Source organism: Candidatus Margulisiibacteriota bacterium (genome assembly GCA_041658645.1).
In the GTDB taxonomy this organism is placed as follows: Bacteria; Margulisbacteria; WOR-1; order O2-12-FULL-45-9; family XYB2-FULL-48-7; genus JBAZZV01.
Window position 1 is genome coordinate 120,732 of the sequence record JBAZZV010000004.1, and the last position, 16,979, is coordinate 137,710.

At 56.0% G+C, this 16,979-nt stretch carries 15 protein-coding genes; 13 read left to right on the forward strand and 2 right to left on the reverse strand.

All coding sequences use genetic code 11. The features are described 5' to 3' along the window. Window positions 1-48: 48 nt before the first annotated feature. Window positions 49-678: a DNRLRE domain-containing protein gene (locus WC903_04555; GenBank protein ID MFA5893213.1), complete on the forward strand. Its 630-nt coding sequence runs from the start codon at window positions 49-51 to the stop codon at window positions 676-678. Here WC903_04555 and WC903_04560 read toward each other — a convergent pair. Further along, window positions 675-1,286: a hypothetical protein gene (locus tag WC903_04560; GenBank protein ID MFA5893214.1), complete on the reverse strand. Its 612-nt coding sequence runs from the start codon at window positions 1,284-1,286 to the stop codon at window positions 675-677. The two genes, WC903_04555 and WC903_04560, sit on opposite strands and share 4 nt — an antisense overlap. 76 nt (window positions 1,287-1,362) lie before the next feature. On the opposite strand from WC903_04560, the gene trxA reads away from it, so the two are divergent. From trxA to glgA, 12 genes are read left to right on the forward strand one after another with little or no spacing between them, the layout of a single operon-like run. Next, complete coding sequence (gene trxA / locus WC903_04565; protein ID MFA5893215.1) at window positions 1,363-1,680, forward strand: thioredoxin; 318 nt, start codon at window positions 1,363-1,365, stop codon at window positions 1,678-1,680. Next, window positions 1,670-2,092, forward strand: a complete 423-nt coding sequence (locus WC903_04570) for a thioredoxin family protein (protein ID MFA5893216.1) — start codon at window positions 1,670-1,672, stop codon at window positions 2,090-2,092. Before trxA ends, WC903_04570 begins: the two co-directional genes overlap by 11 nt. Continuing rightward, window positions 2,093-2,755, forward strand: coding sequence for a cytochrome c biogenesis protein CcdA (locus WC903_04575; protein MFA5893217.1), 663 nt, complete (start codon window positions 2,093-2,095; stop codon window positions 2,753-2,755). It abuts the gene before it with no gap. 43 nt (window positions 2,756-2,798) lie between these two features. After that, entirely contained in the window at window positions 2,799-4,199 is a 1,401-nt protein-coding gene (locus tag WC903_04580) for an FAD-dependent thymidylate synthase (protein MFA5893218.1), read from the forward strand. An 18-nt stretch (window positions 4,200-4,217) separates the two neighbouring features. After that, window positions 4,218-4,340 carry a hypothetical protein gene (locus WC903_04585; protein ID MFA5893219.1) on the forward strand — a complete coding sequence of 41 codons (123 nt, stop codon included), beginning with the start codon at window positions 4,218-4,220 and terminating at the stop codon, window positions 4,338-4,340. Further along, window positions 4,341-6,518: a glycoside hydrolase family 57 protein gene (locus WC903_04590; protein MFA5893220.1), complete on the forward strand. Its 2,178-nt coding sequence runs from the start codon at window positions 4,341-4,343 to the stop codon at window positions 6,516-6,518. It begins immediately after the preceding gene. 54 nt (window positions 6,519-6,572) lie between these two features. After that, window positions 6,573-8,729, forward strand: a complete 2,157-nt coding sequence (locus WC903_04595) for an alpha-amylase/4-alpha-glucanotransferase domain-containing protein (protein MFA5893221.1) — start codon at window positions 6,573-6,575, stop codon at window positions 8,727-8,729. A 2-nt stretch (window positions 8,730-8,731) separates the two neighbouring features. Next, window positions 8,732-9,766 carry a galactose-1-phosphate uridylyltransferase gene (gene galT / locus WC903_04600; protein ID MFA5893222.1) on the forward strand — a complete coding sequence of 345 codons (1,035 nt, stop codon included), beginning with the start codon at window positions 8,732-8,734 and terminating at the stop codon, window positions 9,764-9,766. A gap of 18 nt (window positions 9,767-9,784) precedes the next feature. Next, the gene (locus WC903_04605; protein MFA5893223.1) at window positions 9,785-10,768 is read left to right on the forward strand and encodes a DUF4912 domain-containing protein; all 984 of its coding nucleotides are present in this window, start codon (window positions 9,785-9,787) and stop codon (window positions 10,766-10,768) included. A gap of 6 nt (window positions 10,769-10,774) precedes the next feature. Then, a complete protein-coding gene (locus tag WC903_04610) occupies window positions 10,775-12,364 on the forward strand; it encodes a 1,4-alpha-glucan branching protein domain-containing protein (protein ID MFA5893224.1) in 1,590 nt (529 codons plus the stop codon). Further along, window positions 12,361-14,823, forward strand: coding sequence for a mannose-1-phosphate guanyltransferase (locus tag WC903_04615; protein ID MFA5893225.1), 2,463 nt, complete (start codon window positions 12,361-12,363; stop codon window positions 14,821-14,823). The genes WC903_04610 and WC903_04615 overlap by 4 nt, the downstream gene beginning before the upstream one ends. Continuing rightward, window positions 14,820-16,217 carry a glycogen synthase GlgA gene (gene glgA, locus WC903_04620; protein MFA5893226.1) on the forward strand — a complete coding sequence of 466 codons (1,398 nt, stop codon included), beginning with the start codon at window positions 14,820-14,822 and terminating at the stop codon, window positions 16,215-16,217. The genes WC903_04615 and glgA overlap by 4 nt, the downstream gene beginning before the upstream one ends. Here the strand turns inward: glgA and WC903_04625 are convergent. Then, window positions 16,214-16,960: a hypothetical protein gene (locus WC903_04625; protein ID MFA5893227.1), complete on the reverse strand. Its 747-nt coding sequence runs from the start codon at window positions 16,958-16,960 to the stop codon at window positions 16,214-16,216. The genes glgA and WC903_04625 overlap by 4 nt on opposite strands. Between the last annotated feature and the right edge of the window lie 19 nt (window positions 16,961-16,979).

A 16,979-nucleotide genomic window follows, 5' to 3' on the forward strand; every position in this document is an offset into this window, starting at 1 on the left:
TGACAGTGAAAATAGCGGGGTGTACTATATGCGTCAGGAGGAAACGAAATGAAAAAACAATTATTGATTGGGTTGCTGGTCGCGGGGTTGGTCTTGCCGGGGTTGGCGTTCTGGGGTGCTGGGCAAACCTGTAAGGTGACGGCCGATACCTGGATCTATCAGTTCCGGCTTAATAAAAATTACGGGGATGGTTACGGCTGGAAAGATATTACCGGTCCGGTCGCGACCGCGACGCCACGCATTTTTATCGGCTGGGGAGGAAGCGACAAGAAGATCGGCCTGCTAAAGTTCGACCTGACCGGACTCAATAAAACTAAGCCGGTCAAGAGCGCCTCGGTCCTGCTCTACAATTGTTTTGCCGGTTCCGCTGCCGCCCAGCTGGTCGATGTTCGGATGATCACCGCCCCCTGGACAGAGAGCAAGGTTACTTATCAGAACAGGCCAAGTGCCGGCGCGGTCCTCTCGACCACCAATCTGCAGGGTTCGCGCAATTATAAAACAGAAGGAAAATGGTATAAGTTTGACGTCACCAAAGCGGCCCAGGCCTGGCAAAAAGGAACAGCCAATAACGGGGTCATGCTTGATCCACAGGGTGATGGGGGCGTTGATTTTGAGTTCGTCTGCAAGGAGTCGGCCGGCGGAGCGGAACGCGGTCCGAAGCTCGAGATCAACTACTAAAAGACCGCCGTCGGTTTGCCGGGCTGGTGCTGGTCATAACGGATCGCGCCCCAGTCGGCCAGTTGTTTAGTTTGTTTGGCTAGTCGGACCGACTTCTTGTAAGCCGGTGAGTTGATCTTGGCCAGCCACTCTTTCTTCTCTTTTTCTATGGAGACAAAGGCGATCTCGTGCATGGCGTAGCGCAGAATTCTTAAATAACGGTCGTAGGGCGGGACCGCTTTGTAAACGTAGATCAGGTCCATTAACTCGCCTGTCCGCCGATATTTATGGTACCACTTGGTGGTGGCGAGCAGACGATGGGTGTAATAAATATTCCCGTAGATAGAACGAAAGCCGTAGCGGCCATTGCTGATGCCGGTCAGGTTATAGGTATTCTTGGGGTAGTGCCGGCCATAGCCGCTCTCCGCGCCGGATATTGCCACGTACAAGCGGTAATCGAGGCCGAAACGGTCGGCGCAATGGACGATCTCCTGGGTATGGCTGACCAGCGGACTGCCGGGATAGCGCTCCAGGAACTTTTTCAGTTTAACCGCCCGGAAATCTATGGCTGCGCCGGTTGAGACCAGCGCCAGGACCAATAATCCGGCCGTAATGAGCTTTTTGACCATATAGTTATCTCGTCCGACCGTGCCGTCGATTTCAACCTGACCATTATATGATATAATCTGCCCCAGAGGTGCAATTATGGCTAAAGAAATTTCTGACGCGGATTTCCCAGTGGAAGTAGAACAAGCAAAAGGGGTCGCTTTTGTCGATTTTTGGGCGCCGTGGTGCGGGCCGTGCCTGAAGATGGCTCCGGTTTTCGAGAAGCTGGCGGCCAAATATCCTCAGATCAAATTCCGCAAGGTTAACACAACAGAACATATGCAAAAAGCCGGCCAATATGGGGTTAGCGGGATACCGTGCATAATCGTTTTCCGGGACGGGAAAGAGATCGACCGCCTGGTCGGATTCCGGCCGGAAGAGGCGTTTGAGGCGGAAGTGAAAAAATATGCGAAGTAAAACAAGCAGGTACCAGGGACTGGGGGCCAGGATATTATTAATAGTATTACTGTTAGCTTCAGTCGCTTGGGCTGGGTCGAAGGCGCCGCAGGCGGCGTCAAATAATACCAACCTGGCAGCAGCCTTGAAGTCCGGCCAGCCGGTTATTGCCAAGCTGGGGGCTGACTGGTGTCCGCCCTGCCGGGCGATGAAGCCGGAGCTTAAGGCGCTGGCGGCCGAACAGCAAGGGAAGATCGTTGTCCTTGATCTCGATATCGACCAGAATCGCCAGTTGGCCAGGGAATACAAGGTTAACCTGATCCCTACAACTTTGTTCTATTCGAAGTCCGGCCAATTTAAAGATAAAAAGACCGGCTTTATGTCCAAGACGGAATTGCTGGCCAAGGCCCGGGAGCTCGGCCTGGTCAAATAAATGGACTTCGGCAATCCACTTCTGGCTTATCTGGCCGCCTTTACGGCCGGAGTCCTTTCTTCCGCCAGCCCCTGCGTGTTGGCGGTCATTCCCCTGATCATCGGTTATGTCGGCGGCTATTCGGAAGGCGATTGGAGACGGTCGGCGCTCTATTCCGGCCTTTTTTCGGTCGGTCTGGCCGTGACTTTCAGTCTTCTGGGGGTGATCGCCGGCCTGACCGGTTCTTTGGTCGGCGATATTGGGGTTTATTGGAAATATCTCGTAGCGGCAGTCGCGATCGTGATGGGGCTCCAACTTCTCGGCTTGTTCCAGCTTCCTTCATTCGGAGTAGGGCAGAGTGGCCGCTTTAAACCGAAAGGGTTGTGGGGGGCACTGGCGCTTGGTCTCCTTTTTGGCCTGGTCATCTCTCCCTGTGCGACCCCCTTCCTGGCCATAGTTCTGGCCTATGTTGCTGCCAAGCAAAACACGATTTATGCCGGCACGGTCCTTTTTGCTTATTCGCTGGGTTATACGGCGGTGATCTTTATCTGCGGCCTATCGACCGGCATTGCCGGCGCGGTCCTCCGCTCGGAAAAGCTGCAAAAAGGTTATGAACTGGTCAGGAAAGCGAGCGGCCTCATCCTGGTCCTGGCCGGGCTATATTATTTAATTAACGGACACTAAAAAGTTAATTGCCCGCGTCCCGTTTTCGCGTTATAATCACTTCGTGCAGATCGTTCTGGCCGGTTATAACCTTGACGCCGAAGTCCTGGCTGAATTATTGCAAGCCGCCCCCCGCGCGGATGCCACGCCGGAGACCCTCTCGGCCGCTTACGCCCGGATCTCCCGCGATCCCCGGCCAATCACCGAGTTGCGCCGGGCGGCCCGCCAGGAAGTGGAGAAAGCGCGCCGCAGTAACGCCAATATCATTTTCAAGATGGGGCACCATTCGGTGGCCGAACATGCCGTTTTTAATTTTGACCTGATCGATGTCTCCCGCCTGGCCCTGGAGGAGATCGAGAAATTCCGCCTCTGTTCCTATACGGAAAAATCACAACGCTACCAGAAGCTCGAGGGCAACTTTATCGTTCCGGAAGAAATACGAACCACGAACCACGAACCACTATTCACGTCCCTTCTCGCCAAGCAGAATAAATATTATGGGGAACTCCTCGCGCGGGGGATCGAGGCGGAGGACGCCCGCTACGTGACCCCCCTGGCCACGACCGGCCAGGTCGGGATGACGCTTAATGCCCGCAACCTGGAACTCCTGCTCCGCCGTTTTGCTTCGAGCCAGTTGGCGGAAGTTCGCCAGATCGGGCAAACCATGTATGAACTCGTCTCGAAGATCGCTCCGTCGATCATCCTCTTTACCGCGGCCAACGATTTTGACGGCAAGACCTACGCGGAGTTAAGGGCTGGGGTTAAGGGGAACCGGAAAAGAAAACTCTCTGCCCGCTGTCAGTTGGTCGATTATACCAGGGATGCCGACCTAAAATTGATCGCCGCGCTCCTGCACACTTCGACCGGGACATCTTTTATCAATTGCCGCCGGCTGGCGAAAGCGCTGTCCAAAAAGGAGCGGCTGGAGTTCGTCAAAAAAGCCTGCCGTCATATGGAATTCTACGATTCGACTTTGCGCGAGTTTGAACATGTCGTCCTGACTTATGACCTGGTCATGTCCTCCAGTTGTTTCGGCCAGATGAAGCGGCACCGCCTGGCGACGATCACCAGCCAGCCTTACCAGGTCGAGTTGGGAGTGACCGTCCCGCCCAAACTGCGGGCGGCGGGTGAAGAAAATAATTATTTGCGATTGATGGCGGAGACGGAAGAAGTTTTCCGTCAACTGGCCGCAACCGTGCCGGCGGCGGCCCCCTACGTCCTGACCGGCGCCCACCGCAAACGTTCCCTGCTGACCGTCAATGCCCGGGAGCTTTACCATATCTCGCGCCTGCGCGAAGATAGCCATGCCCAGTGGGAGATCCGCGAGGTCAGCGCCGAGCTGACCCAGTTCGCCCGGCGGGTCATGCCGCTGACGATGCTGACCATTGGCGGCAAAGATAGTTACGTCGCTGTTTACCGGCAGGTCTTTGGCCGGGAGCCGAAGATCGCGCCGCCGAAAGAGTAAGCGGAGGTGAAAAAATAAATGAATACCGGTATCACTATCACCCTGATCATTTGCGGGACGATCGTCCTGGTCACCATTATCGCGCTGCTCTTTACCATGTGGGTCATTACCAAAGGGATCGCCATGAGTGAAAGGAAGTAAATGACCAGCCAACCCGTCTCCCTGGCCATTCTTTGGCATATGCACCAGCCGTTCTACAAGGACCTGGTAACGGGCGAGTATATCCTCCCCTGGGTCCGCCTCCACGCGGTCAAGGATTATTACGACATGGTGGCGATCCTCGACCGCTTCCCCGAAGTGCGGATGACCTTTAACCTGGTCCCGTCGCTGATGAGCCAGATTGAGGACTACGTTAATAATAAAGTATCTGACCGCTTCCTCGATCTGACCCTGAAAGAGCCGGCCGACCTGACCCTGGACGAAAAGGTTTTTATTCTGCAGAATTTTTTCATGGCCAACTGGGATAACATGGTCAACTGTTATCCCCGCTACCATGACCTCCTCCTCAAACGCGGCCGTTTTGTCGCCCCCGCCGAGCTGGTCCGGGTCGCCCGGCGCTTTTCCGCCCAGGAATTAATGGACATTCAAGTTTGGTTCAACCTGACCTGGTTTGGCTTTATCTCTAAGACGGAGGATCCGGTCATTCGCTCCCTGATCGCCAAAGGGAAATACTTTACCGCCCAGGACAAACAACTGGTCATTGCCAAACAATTTGAGGTGATGGGGAAGATCCTGCCGAAATACCGTGAACTGGCCGGGCGGGGGCAGATTGAGCTGACCACGACCCCGTTCTACCATCCGATCCTGCCGCTCCTCTGCGACAACGCCGTCGCCCGGGAGGCGATGCCGTTTATTAAACTGCCGGAGGCTCCGTTCCGCCATCCCGAGGACGCGGAGACCCAGATCCGCCTGGCGGTCGAGTACCATGAACAGCGTTTTGGCGTTAAACCGAACGGGATGTGGCCGTCGGAAGGTTCGGTCTCGGAAGAGATCATCCCGCTGGTCGCTAAGTATGGGATCAAATGGTTGGCGACCGATGAGGCGATACTCGAGCGCTCGGTCCACAAGATCGAAATGCGTTCGCGCACCCTGTCGGCGGTCGAGCTCTGCCAGCCGTACCTGGTGGAGAAGGACGGCTGTCAAGTGGCGATGATCTATCGCAACCACTTTATTTCCGACCAGGTCGGTTTTGTCTATTATCGCTGGCCGGAGCACCAGGCGTTGGATGACTTTGCCGGCCATCTCAACAACATCCGGATCAGCCTGCCGGAAGACGGGCGGCGCTATCTGGTCCCCGTTATCCTCGATGGTGAGAACGCCTGGGAATATTATCCCGGCGGCGGCAAGAGCTTTCTGGAAGCTTTCTATCATAAGCTGGCTAGTAACTCCCAGGTCAAGACGGTCCGCGTCTCCGACTACCTGGCTGAAAATCCGCCCCAGAAAAAGTTGAGCCGCCTTTTTGCCGGTTCCTGGATCAATAACAATTTCAAGATCTGGATCGGCCACGACGAGGATAACCTGGCCTGGGATTACCTGAACCGGGCCCGCCTGGCCCTGCAAGGGATCGACAACCCAACCGCCTGGCAGGAACTCTACATTGCCGAAGGGTCCGACTGGTGCTGGTGGTACGGCGACGACCATTCTTCGGAGAACGACGCGGCCTTTGACGCCCTCTTCCGCAAGCATTTACAGAACATCTACCACCTGATCGGCCGCCAGCCGCCGAAATATCTGGATACGCCGATCAAACAGCTTAGCCAGGTCCGGCCGATCAAGGAGCCGGTCTTCCTGATCCAGCCGGAGCTCGACGGCGAGATCACCAATTATTATGAGTGGCTCCCCGCCGGTTGCTTTGACATCACCAAGGCGCGCGGGGCGATGCACCAGATCGAGACGCTGCTGAAGGAAATATATTATGGCTTCAGCCGGAGCGATCTCTACGTCCGCCTTGGCGTCAATGTTTTCCTGCGCAGCGCGGAAGCCCGTTCGTTTTCCTTTGCCGTCTTGGTCCACGGGCAGCCGGAACGGAAAGCCGAGCTCTCATTTGACGGAGATAAGAACCGTTTTGTCTTTAAACTTTTCTGGCTGGGGGAGGACCACACCTGGTTGGAGGAGCGGGAGTTGGCGTCGTTTGGCGTCGGTCGGATCATTGAATTAGGGGTCCCTTTTACCGCTCTGGAGGCCAAGCCGGGCGATCGGCTCGAGTTCACCGTCGTCGTTTACAAAGAGGGGCAGGAAGTGGAACGCTGGCCGAAGGGCGGGGGGATTAGCGTGGCCGTTCCAACCGAGACTTACGAAGAGGAGCAATGGTACGTTTAACAACATCCAACTTCAAACATCAAACTTCAAAAACAAGGAGTTCGATTATTTAAAATGAAGAAAGTTAAGTTCCTGTTCGGGATCCATTGTCATCAGCCGGTCGGTAATTTTGAGCACGTCATGGACGAGTCGTATGAGAAGTCGTACCTCCCGTTCATCCAGGCGATGGACGCTCATCCCAGGGTCAAGTTCGCTATCCATTACAGCGGCATTCTCTACGACTGGTTCCTGGACAAGCATCCGGAGTTCATCGATTACCTCAAAAAGCTGGTCAAACGGGGCCAGGCCGAGATCATGACCGCCGGCTACTACGAGCCGATCATCCCGATCATTCCGGACGAAGATAAGCTCGGGCAGATTACCCGCTCCAACGAGTTCATCAAGGAGAAGTTCGGGGTCGCCCCGCGCGGCCTCTGGCTGACCGAGCGGATCTGGGAGCCGCACCTGCCCAAGATCCTGGCCCAGGCCGGCATAGAATATGTGATGGTCGACGATCAGCATTTTATTTCGGCCGGGGTCCCCCCGGAAAAATTACTGGGGCATTACATTACCGAAGAGGAGGGGGCGACCCTCAAGATATTTCCCATCAACAAGACGCTGCGCTACCTGATCCCGTTCAAGCTCCCCGAAGAGACGATCAATTATCTCCGCTCGATCGCGACCGAAGACGGGCGGAACGCCGGGATATTGGCCGATGACGGCGAGAAATTCGGGGTCTGGCCGGGGACCCATAAATGGGTGTTCGAAGAGGGGTATCTGGAAAAACTGCTGACCAGGCTGGAAGATAACTCGGAATGGATCGAGTCTATGACTTTTTCCGAATATTTGGAAGAAGTGCCGCCGCAGGCGCGCATCTATCTGCCGACCGCCTCTTATTTTGAAATGATGGAGTGGTCATTGCCGACCGAATCGGGCCGCCGCCTGGCCAAGATCACGGCCGAGCTCAAGCAGCAGGGTAAATTCGAGGAGTACAGCCAGTTCTTTAAGGGGGGCTTTTTCCGCAACTTCTTCGTCAAATATCCGGAATCGAACAACATGCACAAGAAAATGCTGCAGGTCAGCCAACGACTGCAAACCCTGAAAAAAGGGAAATCGCTGATCGGCGAAAGTGAACGGGAAAGCCGGCTCAAAGAGGCGCAGGCGGAACTCTATAAGGGGCAATGTAACTGCGCTTACTGGCACGGGGTCTTTGGCGGCCTCTACCTGAATTATCTCCGCCACGCGGTTTACGAACATTTGATCAAGGCGGAGAACCTGCTCGATAAATACGCCCGGGCCAAGGATGATTACGCCGAGATCGCCGTGACCGATTTTGATAAAGACGGTTTTGACGAGGTGATCCTCTCCAATAACCTGCTCAACCTTTATTTTTCGCCGAACTACGGCGGGGCGCTGTTTGAGCTGGATTATAAACCAAAGGCGTTCAACCTGATCAATACCCTGGCCCGGCGGGAAGAGACCTATCATCACAAACTGCGCGAGGCGCCTAACGCGCCGGGGAGCCACAGCGGCGCGGGGACAGCCTCGATCCATGAGATCGTCGCCGCCAAGGAAGAGGGCCTGGACCGGGCGCTTAATTACGACTGGCATCGCCGGCTTTGTTTCCTCGACCATTTCCTGGCCGAGGGGACGACTTTTGAATCATATCGCCGGGCGAGCTATCACGAGGTCGGGGACTTCACGATCAGGCCGTACGAGTTCATGCCCAAACGGCGGGGGAGCGAGACCGCGCTGGTCCTGCGCCGGCTGGGGAAGGTCCACGGCCAGCCGGTCAAAGTGGAGAAAGAGGTCACTTTTTACGCCCGGCAATCGATCGTGACCGTGGAGTATCAGATAACCAATCAGGGAAAAGAGCCGCTGCAGGCCTGGTTCGGGATCGAATCGAACATCAATTTATTGGCCGGACGGGCGGACGATCGCTATTATGAGATAGCAGGGGTTGACCTGACCGACCGGGCCCTGGCTAGCGTCGGAGAAAATGACGCGGTGCGGGTGGTCAAGTTCGTTGACAAGTGGAAAGGCTTTAGTGTATCATTTGACTCAAGTCAACCGGCGCTTTTGTGGCGCTTCCCGATCGAGACCGTCTCGCAATCCGAGTCTGGTTTTGAGAAGAATTTTCAGGGTTCATCCTTGCTCCACAGCTGGCGATTGGCGCTCGCCCCGGATGAGAAGTGGCACGTCAAGATAGTTTTACGCATTGAGGAGGGTTAAGCATGCCTGAGCTACGTAAAGATCCGATCTCCGACCGCTGGGTAATCGTTTCGACCGAGCGGGGAAGACGGCCGACCGATTTTGGCGGGACTACGGTCGCGGCGGAAGGGGAAGGCAAATTCTGTCCCTTTTGCGGCGGGAACGAAGCCAAGACCCCGCCCGAGATCATCGCCTGGCGCAAAGCGTCGACCGCCCCTAATACCGCTGGCTGGGATGTCCGAGTTATTCCCAATAAATTTCCCGCGTTGATCATTGAAGGCGACGTCAACCGGACCGGGACCGGCATCTACGACATGATGAGCGGGATCGGCGCGCACGAAGTGATCGTCGAAACCCCCCGGCACGACGAGACTATCCCCGACCTGGCTGATGAGCACGTGGAGAAGGTCCTCTGGGCGTACAAACAACGGATCCTCGATCTGGAGAAAGACAAGCGCTTCCGCTATATCCTGGTCTTCAAGAATTACGGAACAGCGGCCGGCGCCTCGCTCTCCCATCCGCACTCGCAGTTGATCGCCACGCCGATCACGCCGCGCTACGTCAAGATGGAGCTGGCCAATTGCCGGGCTTATTTCCAGGAGAAGGAGCGGTGCATTTTCTGCGACATGATCCGCCAGGAACTCGGTTCAGGCGAACGCCTGGTCTACGAGAACGAGTATTTTGTCTGTTTTGCCCCGTTCGCTTCGCGTTTTCCCTTTGAGATCTGGCTGATGCCCCGCCGCCATGAGGCCGGTTTCCAGATGATGCCCGATGAAGAGCGGTCACAGCTGGCCCGCTGTTTGAAAGACGTCCTGATGCGGCTCAAGAAGACGCTGAACGACCCGCCGTATAATTATGTCCTCCACACGGCGCCTAATTCCGTGCCGCGTCCGGGTAAACCTGATTACTGGGGGACGATCCAGTACGATTTCCACTGGCATATCGAGATCATCCCGCGGCTGACCAAGCAGGCCGGCTTTGAGTGGGGTTCCGGGCTCTACATCAACCCGACTGCGCCCGAAGAGGCGGCGAAGTATCTGCGAGAAGTAAAGATCTGACATGGTCAGGTAAACTGTATGGCGGAAAAAAAGAAAGCGGTCAAAACCGCTCAAGTGAAAAAACCACAGAAAAAACCACGGGCCGGGAAAGCCGCTCCGGTCAAGAAAACTCCGGTTAAACGTGCTCCGCGCCGCACCACTGTCAAACCACCAGTTATCAATCAATTTCCCGAACCCCAGGAACAACAGATCGAAGAGAGCAAGTACTATGCCGGCCCGGTCATCCAGAAATTAGCTGAAGAGCGGCCGGCCGAATTGCCTTCGGGTTACGGCGATAACCGGATCGTCCTGATGGTCCGTGACCCCTTCTGGCTCTACGCTTATTGGGAGGTCAACGAGGCGCGCCGCCAGGCGATCGCTCGCGAAGTCGGGGCGAGCGCTCTGGCCAATGCCCGCGAATTCCTCCGGGTTTACGATACCGGCGACTGGCGCAGTTTTGACATTGCAGTCCACGGCGGCGCGCGGACCTGGTATTTCAAGGTCCCGGTGCCGAACCGGAGCTATTGCGTCGACATAGGTTTCCTGCTGGCCGACGGCCGCTTTATCGCCGCCGCCCGCTCGAACTGGGTGACTACGCCGCTCGACCGGATGTCCGACGTGATCGACGAGCAATGGCTGACGCCTGACTGGGAGCGGCTCTACGCCCTGTCGGGTGGTTTCGGCATCGGCCGCGGCTCGGAAGAGATCCGCGAAATGATGAGGAAACGGTTCAACGAGGAAGGCTCCTCCGGCTGGGTCTCGTCCTTTAGTTCCCCGGTCAGGAAAATAGGGGAGCGGCCTTTTTGGCTGGTGGCTAATTGCGAACTGATCGTCTACGGCGCGACCGAGCCGACGGCGACCGTGACCGTGCAGGGCCATAAAATTGACCTCCGGGCCGATGGAACTTTTAGCCTGCGCTTCACACTGCCGGACGGCCAACAGGTCATCCCGATCGAAGCGATCCGCGATGACGGCGCCGAACGGCGCAAGATCACCGAGGTCGTGGAAAGAAAAACGGAATAACCCGGCATGGCAGAGCAGGGTTATCTCGCGCTCGTTCTCCACGCCCATTTGCCGTACGTCCGCCATCCGGAGTACGAAGATTTCCTGGAAGAAGATTGGTTCTACGAAGCGATCACCGAGACCTACCTGCCGCTCCTCAAAGTCTTTGAAGGTTTGGTGGATGACGGGGTCGACTTCCGCCTGACCATGTCGATCACCCCGACGCTCGCCTCGATGTTCATCGATCCGCTGCTGCAGGAACGCTACCTTAATCACCTCGAACGGCTGATCGAGCTTACGGCTAAGGAGATCGAGCGGACCCGCTGGCAGCCGGAATTTAACGAACTGGCCAGGATGTATAACCGGCAGTTGATCGAGGCCCGGGAGCTTTTTGCCGGCAAGTACGGCCGGAATTTAATTGTTGCCTTCAAAAAATTCCAGGACCTGGGGAAGCTCGAGATCATCACTTGCGGCGCGACCCACGGTTTTCTCCCCTTAATGGATATCAATCCGAAGGCGGTCCGGGCGCAGGTCAGGATCGCCGCCGCCCAGTACGAAAAACTGTTCGGACGGAGGGCGCGGGGGATCTGGCTGCCGGAATGCGGCTTCCAGCCGGGGCACGACGAGATACTGAAGGAGGCCGGCCTCCGTTATTTCCTGGTCGATACCCACGGCATCCTGCATGGCACCCCGCGGCCGAAATACGGCGTTTTCGCCCCGATCTACTGCCAGTCGGGAGTGGCGGCCTTTGGCCGGGACATGGAATCATCCAAACAGGTCTGGAGCGCCGTCGATGGTTACCCGGGCGATTACAATTACCGCGAGTTCTACCGCGATATCGGCTTTGACCTTGATTATGATTACATCCGGCCCTACATCCACGTCGACGGGACGAGGATCAACACCGGGATCAAATATTTCCGCATCACCGGCCAGGTCGATTTGGCTTTCAAACAACCGTATAACCGCCAGTGGGCGCTTGACCAGGCCGCCGCCCACGCCGGCAATTTTCTCTTCAACCGGGAGAAGCAGGTCGAGCACCTCAACGGTTACCTTGGGAAGAAGCCGTTGATCGTCTCGCCGTATGACGCCGAGCTTTTCGGCCACTGGTGGTATGAGGGCCCGGATTGGCTGAACTTTCTCTTCCGCAAGGCCTATCACGACCAGCAGACCGTCAAGCTGACGACCCCCACGGAGTATCTTGATTGGTACCCCAGGAACCAGATCGTTACCCCGTCGATGTCTTCCTGGGGTTACAAAGGTTACGCCGAGGTTTGGCTGGAAGGGTCAAACGATTGGATCTACCGCCATCTCCATAAAGCGGCCGACCGGATGGTCGAGCTGGCGAGTGCCTATCCTCGAGCTGAAGGCCTGCAGTCGCGAGCCCTCAACCAGGCGGCGCGCGAGCTCTTGCTCGCCCAATCGTCTGACTGGGCCTTTATCATGAAGACGGCGACCTGCGTCCCTTACGCCGTCAAGCGGACGAAAGACCATGTCGAGCGCTTTACCCGGTTATATGAGATGATCAAGTCCAACGCGATCAGCGAATCATACCTGGCGCAACAAGAGTGGAAAGATAATCTCTTCCCCGACCTTGATTATAAGGTGTACTCATGAAGGCGATCGTCCTAGCTGGTGGGCTAGGGACTAGGTTGCATCCCCTGACCGTTAACTTGCCCAAGCCGATGGTCCCGGTCGCCAACCGGCCGATGATGGAATATGCCATCTACCTTTTGCGCAAACACGGCTTCAAAGAGATCACCGCGCTCCTTTATCACCAGCCCGAGATCATCAAGAACTATTTTAACAACGGCGAGAAATTTGGCGTCAAGCTGAACTATGTTGAGGCTAAGGAGGATTACGGGACGGCCGGCGCCGTCCGTTTTGCCGCCCAGAGTTTCCGGGGGTTGCAAGCGCCTGTCCTCGTCATCAGCGCCGACGTTATCACCGATTTTGACCTGGAGGCGGCGGTTAAGTTCCATAAGGAAAAGTCCGCCCTGGCGACCTTGCTCCTGACCCGCGTCCCCAATCCCCTCCCTTACGGCATTGTGATCACCGACAAAGGGGGGAAGATCACGCGTTTCCTGGAAAAGCCGTCCCCAAGCGAGGTCTTTTCCGACACCGTCAATTGCGGCATTTATATCCTGGAGCCGGCAGCGATCGACTTTATCCCGCCAGGGAAGGGGAGCGACTTCAGCCAAGACCTTTTCCCTAAGCTGCTAGCGGCCGGCAAACCACTCTATGGTTATATCGCAACCGGCCTCTGGAAAGATATTGGCAGCTTAAAGGAATACTCCACGATCCACGACGATCTCTCGGGGGGGAAGCCTTACCAGATCGCCAAGGGGGCGAAAGTCTCTCCTTCGGCCAAACTCAAAGGGGTGGTGGTGATCGGCGAGAATAGCGTGATCGGTGATGAGGCCGTGCTGGAAGATGTTTCGATCGGCAGTCACTGCCGGGTGGAGCGGGGTGCGCTGCTCTTTAAGTCGATCCTCTGGGAGCGGGTCCAGGTCGGGGCCGAAGCGCAATTGTTCAAGGCGGTCGTCGCCAGCGGCACGGTCATCGGTGAGCGGACCATCCTGGAAGAGGGGTCGGTGATCGGTGCGGAGTGCAATATCGGCCGCGACGCCGTGATCAAGCCGTACGTCAAGATCTGGCCGAACAAGGTGATCGAAGAAGGGGCGGTCGTGACCAGCTCGATGCTCTGGAAAGAGCGCTGGACCAAGAGTATTTTTGGCCCGTTCGGGGTGACCGGTCTCTGCAACATTGAGATCACGCCGGAATTCGCCGCCTCGCTGGGCGCGGCCTATGGTTCCGTCCTGGGGAAAGGGGTATATATTTCCACCTCACGCGATTCTCACAAGGCGTCACGGATGATCTACCGGGCGCTCGTTTCCGGCGTCTTGTCAGCCGGGGTCAATATCTCCAACCTGGAAGAGGTGCCGATCCCCGTTAACCGTTACGAGCTCAAGGCGCTCAAGAGCCGCGGCGGGTTTCACGTCAGGAAATCGCCGTACGACCCGTCGGTCGTCGACATCAAGTTCTTCGACCAGGACGGGATGGACCTCCCGTCGTCGCGCGAAAAGAAGATCGAACGCCTTTTCTACGGCGAAGACTTCCAGCGGGCCGGGATCGAAGAGACCGGGGAATTGACCTTCCCGTTCCACCGGGTGGCCGAGTCCTACAAGGAAGGGATACTCAATTGCCTGGACCGCGAGGTCATCCGCGCGGCCAATTTTAAGGTCGTGGTCGATTACGCCTGCAGTTCCGCGGCCAATATCTTCCCGGCGATACTAGGGGAGCTGGGGATCGAGGTCATCTCGCTCAACGCGCATATCGACGAGACCAAGATCACCAAGAACCGGGTGATGTTCGAGAAAGGGTTAAAGCAGTTGTCGCAGATCGTCAAATCGCTTAACGCCGACCTCGGGGTGATGCTCGATACCGGAGCGGAAAAGATCTTTCTTTGTGACGAGCGGGGGAATATATTACAAGAAAATCTGGAACTGGCCGTCATGACGGTCCTGATCGCTAAAGCCAAGAAAAACGCCCAGATCGCCGTGCCGGTCAAGGCGAGCCGGATCGTCGACGCGCTTGCCCTTAAATACGGAGCGAAGATCATCCGGACCAAGACGAGCACCCGCGACATGATGGAGGTTTCGACCCGGCCGGATATCGACCTGATGGGGGAGACCCAGGGCGGCTTTATTTTTCCCGAGTTCCAGCCGGCCTTTGACGCGATGTTTGCCACCGCCAAACTTTTAGAGGTCATCTCGCGTGCCCAGGTCAAGCTCTCCGCGGTGGCCGCCGAAGTGCCGAGGGTCAACATGGTTTGCAAGGAGATCTCCTGTTCGCCGGAAATGAAGGGAACTGTCCTGCGCAGTATTATCGACGGTTGCGGCGAGCATGAGGCCGACCTGACCGACGGGGTCAAACTTTTCCACGGCGAGGATTGGGTGCTGGTCCTGCCGGACCCGGTCCGCTCGACCGTCCATGTCTGCGCCGAAGCGGGGAGCGATCGTGACGCCCAGAAGCTGGCCAACGAGTATGTCGAGAAGATCGATTCGATCTTATGAAAATATTATATCTTGCCTCTGAAGTCGTGCCGTTCGCTAAGACCGGCGGCCTGGCGGATGTGGCCGGCGCGCTCCCCAAGGCGCTAGCCGAGATCGGCCACGATATCCGCATTTTCATGCCGAGATACAAGAAAGTTGACCGGTCGGCCAAAACTTTGCCTGGGACCAAGGTGCCGGTCTATTTTTACGAGAACGAAAAGTATTTTGGCAGCCGGGAAGAGCTCTACCAGGTCAAGGGGGTCGATTATCCCGATAATCTGGAAAGGTTCTCGGCCTTCTGCCGGGCGCTGCTCCCTTTCCTGAAAGAGATCAACTGGAAGCCGGACATTATCCACTGCAACGACTGGCAGTCGGCGCTCGTTATAGCTTATCTAAAAGTTCTTTATAAAGACGATCCATTTTTTGCGCGTACGGCCGCCGTTTACTCCATCCATAATATGGGTTATCTGGGGATGTTCCCCAAGGAGAAACTGCCCCTGACCGGCCTGGGGCCGGAGCAATTTGTCCCCGAGAAGCTGGAGTTTTGGGGCGATCTCGCTTTGACCAAGGCGGGCTTTGTTTACGCCGATGTGATCAATACGGTCTCCGAGACCTACGCGAAAGAGATCCAGACCAAAGAGTTCGGCCAGGGGCTGGACGGCCTGCTCCGTTTTAGGTCGGGCGACGTTTACGGCATCGTCAACGGCATCGATTACGACATCTGGAATCCCGCCACGGACAAAAATATCCCGAAGCGCTACAGCCCGGCGACCTTGTCCTTGAAAGTCGAAAATAAGATCGAACTGCAGAAGCAAAATAATCTGCCGCAGAAAAAAGAGACGCCGGTCATCGGCCTGATCACCCGGCTGGCCGACCAGAAGGGTTTTGATATTCTGGCCGGGGCGCTGGAGGGGATCATAGAAGAGCACTGCCAGATCGTTATCCTCGGCGTCGGCGACCGGAAATACCACGAACTGTTATTGAAAGCCAGACAAAAATATCCCGATTACGTCGGGGTCAATCTCAAATTCGACGCCCTCCTGGCCGAGCTGATCTATTCCGGCTGCGATATGTTCATGATGCCCAGCCGTTACGAACCGTGCGGCCTGGGCCAGTTGATCGGTTTTAAGTACGGGACGATCCCGATCGTTCGGAAAACCGGCGGCCTGGCCGACACTGTCCATGATTTTGATCCCAAAACGGGAGCCGGGGAGGGTTTTGTCTTTGAGGAATATAGCTCAAAAGCCCTGTTAAATTGTGTTAAAAGGGCGATCGAAACGTTCCATAAGAAGACCAGTTGGAAAGCCTTGCAGGGAAAAGTGATGCAGCTCGATTACTCCTGGGACGCTTCGGCCAAGAAGTATGTTTCTCTTTATATGAAAGCGCTGGCCAAGATCGGGATCGCGGCGCTCTAAAGATCTATCGTAAGATCGCCTAAGTAAGAGATCATCAATGCCATATATTTATCTCCCATCATATCCGAATCACCGGTTTTATCAATGAATGAATTGCGGTCGAGAAGGTAGCTGGCAAATGCATAAGCGAAATCTTCTTTTTTAGTTTTTTTAGCGCTGGGGAATTTGATCGTTGGGAACGGGCTGTATTCCGTGATAAAATCCCGGTCGTCGGAGCTTAGAGGTTTGCCGTTTTCATCAAAGGCAATCGTGTCGAACCCGCCGTGATCGCAGGTATTTATAAAAACATTGTGGCCGACCTCGTGCATCAAAGTGTATTTCCAGAGCCGCTGGCCGTTAAAGATCAGAGGTTCCTTGTCATCGCCATGCCAGTTGAGGTTGATAACAATGCGGCAGTCGGCTGACGATGTTCCGTCGGATGATTCGCGGGTCTCGCAAACATAATCGCCGGCCGCATCGTTGATCGCTTTGTCGCCCAAAATTATGGTGCTTATGCCTTCAGTCGCGCAGGCAGGCAAGGCCTTGATCAGCAGCTGGGTGCGGGCGATGAGATCATTCTCATCTTGTTTATAGGTTTGGCTTTGGACGATCACTTGAACATCGTGCGGCTGGCAGACTCTTTCTTTGAACTTCAGGCACTGTTCCGGCTGGATCACTTGGCCGGTACAGGCGGCGCCCTGGAGGGCCAGGGGAATGGCCGCCAATTTTAGAGCTCTACAGGCGATGGCTCGAATGTTGATCATATCCGATATATTATCGCTA